Here is a 4,721-nt window from a genome sequence, read left to right on the forward strand (position 1 = left end):
AGCGACGACCTTGAGAATCAGCTCTGCGCCAAACGCATCGTTGGCACTGCCAATGGTCGCACCTACTGCCTCATAGGCACTGTCGACAACGCTGGCGCTAATGCCGGCGCCGCTTTGCACAGTGACTTTATGACCCTGGCCGATCAGCTTCTTGATGGTTTCAGGGGTTGCAGCAACCCGCGTTTCACCCGTTTGGGTTTCGAGAGGAACACCAATGTGCACGTCAAATCTCCTGCTGGATCTTATTGCTTTTGATCTTTTTAAGAAGGCCAGCGCACTCCGGATGGTGCAGGCTGGGGCGGCCGATCAGCACGACCCCGCGCTAATCCAAGGCGGGGCGCGGCATTTTGCAGGCGAACTTTGTGCCCTTCAAGGGTTTATGACACGTGACGGAAAATTAACTACAAGTCACCCCGTGACCGAATGTCGCAATACAAAGGCTCGATCCCTTGAAAGCCGTGCCTTGCATGAATTCTGGCGAGAATCCGAGAATTTTCGCATCGGCGTTGTGAATGAGCCGATATCGGCTCGAAATAGCTGCTCAAAGCCACGATTTCAGGCGCTTATGGGACGATTGTTCCTCCTATGAGTACAGTTTTCTTAAAAGCGACATATTATTATATCTGTAGTGATTTCAATTTGATGACTACGAAGTCAACTTATGCATGGGTGCCTTTATTCTTCGAGGCTGTAGCTCTTTGCCTGGCTCACCAGCCAGTCGCGGAATGCCCGTAAAGAGGCCGATTCGACCTTTCGGTCAGGAATCATCAGGTAATACGCCTTGATGCTGGACAGCGCCTGGGGGTTGGCGATCACCAGGTGCTTCTCGGCCAATTCCCGCTGAATCAGGAAAGGTGGAATCAAGGCGATGCCCATGTCATGCATGGCGGCTTGAGCGAGCATGGAGAATAGCTCGTAACGCGGGCCTGTCATGTCCCGAGGGATATTCAGGTTCTGGGAGTCGAACCACTGGCGCCAGGCATAAGGCCGGGTGGTTTGTTGCAGCAGGGGCAATTCGGCAATCCGTTCGGCGCTCAGATGGCTTCCAGACCCCATCAGTCGTGGACTGCAGACCGGCATCGGGTGTTCATCCATCAACCTGTGGGACTCGGTCCCCGACCAATCGGCATCGCCAAAGTAAATCGCGGCATCGAAGTCGGTATCAGCGAACAGGAATGGCCGGGTCCGGTTGGTCAAGTTGACCGTGACTTCCGGGTGCTGCTGCTGGAAATCCTTGAGACGGGGCAACAGCCATTGGGTGCCGAAGGTGGGGACTACGGCCAGTTCGATGACGTTGGCGCCCTGCTGACCCATCACCGACAGCGTATCGCGCTCTACGGCATCCAGTTGGGTGGCAACCCGGCGACTATAAGACAGCCCGGCTTCGGTCAGCTTCACCCCTCGTCGCGAGCGTCGGAACAGTTCGACACTCAAGAACTCCTCCAGGCTGGCGATCTGCCGACAAATGGCGCCCTGCGTAAGGGAAAGCTCCTGCGCTGCCTTGGTGAAGCTCTCGTGACGGGCTGCCGCTTCAAAGCTGATCAGTGCGGTGGTGCTGGGGATCTTCCTGCGCATGTACGGCAACCTCACAAGAAAACTGCCAAAAGGCGGTTTATGGCTGTTACGGAGTGAGAAATTAGCACAACAGTATGCAAAATCCTCGTTTGCCGTATGCGGTGGGTCGGCCTAGGATCAGTCCACGACATTTCACCTGATTCGTGAGGACTCACCCATGGCCGGTAAAGCTAGCTTCAACTGGATCGACCCCCTGCTGCTGGATCAACAGCTGACCCAAGAAGAGCGGATGATCCGCGATACTGCCCAGCAATTCGCTCAGCAGAAGCTCGCGCCGCGCGTTCTCGAAGCTTTCCGCCATGAAAAGACCGATCCGGCGATCTTCCGCGAGATGGGCGAAGTGGGTCTGTTGGGTGCGACCATTCCTGAACAATACGGTGGCAGTGGTCTGAACTACGTCAGCTACGGCCTGATTGCTCGTGAGGTCGAGCGTGTCGACTCCGGCTATCGCTCCATGATGAGTGTGCAGTCCTCGTTGGTGATGGTGCCGATCAATGAATTCGGTACCGAAGCGCAAAAGCAGAAGTACCTGCCAAAACTGGCCTCGGGTGAATGGATCGGCTGCTTCGGTCTGACCGAGCCTGACCACGGTTCCGACCCTGGCGCGATGATCACTCGCGCACGCAAAGTGGAAGGCGGCTACAGCCTGACTGGCAGCAAGATGTGGATTACCAACAGCCCGATCGCTGATGTGTTCGTGGTCTGGGGTAAGGACGATGCCGGCGACATTCGCGGTTTCGTGCTGGAAAAAGGCTGGAAAGGTCTGAGCGCCCCGGTGATTCACGGCAAGGTTGGTCTGCGCGCCTCCATCACCGGCGAGATCGTCATGGATAACGTGTTTGTGCCGCAAGAGAACATCTTCCCGGACGTCCGTGGCTTGAAAGGCCCCTTTACGTGCCTTAACTCGGCCCGTTATGGCATCGCCTGGGGTGCGCTGGGTGCTGCCGAGTTCTGCTGGCACACCGCTCGCCAATACACCCTGGATCGTCAGCAGTTTGGCCGGCCATTGGCTGCCACCCAATTGATCCAGAAAAAACTGGCCGACATGCAGACTGAAATCACCATGGCCCTGCAAGGTTGCTTGCGTCTCGGCCGGATGAAGGACGAAGGCACCGCTGCCGTCGAGATCACCTCGATGATGAAGCGCAACTCCTGCGGCAAGTCCCTGGACATCGCCCGCATGGCCCGTGACATGTTGGGTGGCAACGGTATCTCCGACGAGTTCGGGGTGGCCCGCCATCTGGTCAACCTGGAAGTGGTGAACACCTATGAAGGTACTCACGACGTTCACGCGCTGATCCTTGGTCGTGCACAGACAGGCATCCAGGCGTTCTATTAATAGGAGAACGACCATGGGCGCGCTTTCGCATCTACGAGTACTGGATTTATCGCGAGTGCTGGCCGGCCCCTGGGCCGGGCAAATTCTCGCCGATCTCGGGGCTGAGGTCATCAAGGTCGAGCGTCCGGGTAATGGCGATGACACGCGCGCCTGGGGCCCGCCCTTCCTGAAAGACGCCTATGGCGAGAACACCAGCGAGGCGGCCTACTACCTGTCGGCCAATCGCAACAAGCAGTCGGTCACCATCGACTTCACGCGTCCGGAAGGTCAGCGCCTGGTGCGTGAGCTGGCGGCCAAGTCAGACATTCTGATCGAGAACTTCAAGGTCGGTGGTCTGGCGGCTTATGGTCTGGACTATGAGTCGCTCAAGGCGCTTAACCCTGAGCTGATCTATTGCTCGATCACCGGCTTTGGCCAGACCGGTCCGTATGCCAAGCGCGCCGGTTATGACTTCATGATTCAGGGCTTGGGCGGTTTGATGAGCCTGACCGGTCGCCCTGAGGGTGACGAAGGTGCCGGGCCGGTGAAAGTCGGCGTCGCGCTCACAGATATCCTGACCGGGCTCTACTCGACGGTCGCGATCCTTGCGGCATTGGCGCATCGGGATCATGACGGCGGCGGCCAGCATATCGATATGGCATTGCTGGACGTGCAGGTGGCCTGTCTGGGCAACCAGGCGATGAACTACCTGACCACCGGAGTCGCTCCCAAGCGGTTAGGCAATGCCCATCCGAACATTGTGCCGTACCAGGACTTCCCGACCGCGGATGGCAACTTCATTCTTACCGTTGGCAACGACGGACAGTTTCGCAAGTTTGCCGAAGCGGCCGGGCAGCCCCAATGGGCGGACGATCCGCGGTTTGTTACGAACAAGCTGCGGGTAGCCAACCGTGCGGTGTTGATTCCACTGATTCGTCAGGCAACGGTGTTCAAGACGACTGCGCAGTGGGTGACGCTGCTGGAGCAGGCAGGTGTGCCATGTGGGCCGATCAATGACCTGGCCCAGGTGTTTGCCGATCCGCAGGTTAAGGCGCGAGGGCTGGCAATCGAGCTGCCCCATGCGTTGGCGGGGCTGGTTCCTCAGGTGGCCAGTCCGATCCGTCTTTCCGAGACGCCGGTTGAATACCGCAATGCCCCTCCTCTATTGGGCGAGCACACGCTGGAGATTCTGCAGCGGGTATTGGGTCTTGAGGCATCTGCGGTCGCTGCTTTTAAAGAGGCAGGGGTGCTCTGAGGATTCCTTCTATATAGAAGTCGCGTTTCCGCTCTCTATATAGAAGGAAAACAGCCGGTTTTTCGGCATTCTGCAAGTTATTGATAGAAAAGCTAAATCAGTGCTTGACGGCAGATCCTGGAAGTCTATAATTCGCCCCACTTCCGGCGCAGTCGAAACGGAAAACTCCTTGGTAAACAAAGAGTTACGCAGTTTTCGGCAGCGAGTTGCTTCAGTTCACCGAAGCCCAGAAGGAGTTGATAAGGTCGTGTTGTTTGGCCCTGTTAACGATTCGATCCACTCGGTCGAAAGCGGTGTAAAACAGGTGTTGACAGCAGCGAGTAACGCTGTAGAATTCGCCTCCCGCCAACGAGTGATCGGAAGCGCCAAGTGGTTGAAGTTACAAAGGAAACTTTGAAAACTTCGGAAAATAACCGCTTGACAGCAGCAGAGGAAAGCGTAGAATGCGCGCCTCGGTTGAGACGAAAGATCTTAACCAACCGCTCTTTAACAACTGAATCAAGCAATTCGTGTGGGTGCTTGTGGAGTCAGACTGATAGTCAACAAGATTATCAGCATCACAAGTTACTCCGC

Annotated in this window: 3 protein-coding genes and 1 pseudogene; 2 read left to right on the forward strand and 2 right to left on the reverse strand. The window is 56.7% G+C overall.

Translation table 11 applies throughout. The annotated features are described in order from the left end of the window. Positions 1–222: pseudogene (locus tag F8N21_RS29865) on the reverse strand (NAD(P)(+) transhydrogenase (Re/Si-specific) subunit alpha); the annotation flags it as partial. A 453-nt stretch (positions 223–675) separates the two neighbouring features. Continuing rightward, on the reverse strand, positions 676–1,575 hold the full coding sequence (locus F8N21_RS29870; RefSeq protein WP_150645543.1) for a LysR family transcriptional regulator: 900 nt from the start codon (positions 1,573–1,575) through the stop codon (positions 676–678). 157 nt (positions 1,576–1,732) lie between these two features. Between F8N21_RS29870 and F8N21_RS29875 the strand changes: the two genes are divergently transcribed. Then, positions 1,733–2,914, forward strand: coding sequence for an acyl-CoA dehydrogenase (locus F8N21_RS29875; protein WP_150645544.1), 1,182 nt, complete (start codon positions 1,733–1,735; stop codon positions 2,912–2,914). A gap of 13 nt (positions 2,915–2,927) precedes the next feature. After that, positions 2,928–4,148 (forward strand): CaiB/BaiF CoA transferase family protein, encoded by a 1,221-nt coding sequence (locus F8N21_RS29880; RefSeq protein WP_150645545.1) that lies wholly within the window; start codon positions 2,928–2,930, stop codon positions 4,146–4,148. Positions 4,149–4,721 lie beyond the last annotated feature (573 nt).

This window comes from Pseudomonas fluorescens (genome assembly GCF_902497895.1).
GTDB lineage: Bacteria > Pseudomonadota > Gammaproteobacteria > Pseudomonadales > Pseudomonadaceae > Aquipseudomonas > Aquipseudomonas fluorescens_BP.

Bases quoted from the DNA above. Each gene is read 5' to 3' on its own strand.
- F8N21_RS29870 (WP_150645543.1), bottom strand. From the start codon at position 1,575: ATGCGCAGGAAGATCCCCAGCACCACCGCACTGATCAGCTTTGAAGCG.
- F8N21_RS29875 (WP_150645544.1), top strand. From the start codon at position 1,733: ATGGCCGGTAAAGCTAGCTTCAACTGGATCGACCCCCTGCTGCTGGAT.
- F8N21_RS29880 (WP_150645545.1), top strand. From the start codon at position 2,928: ATGGGCGCGCTTTCGCATCTACGAGTACTGGATTTATCGCGAGTGCTG.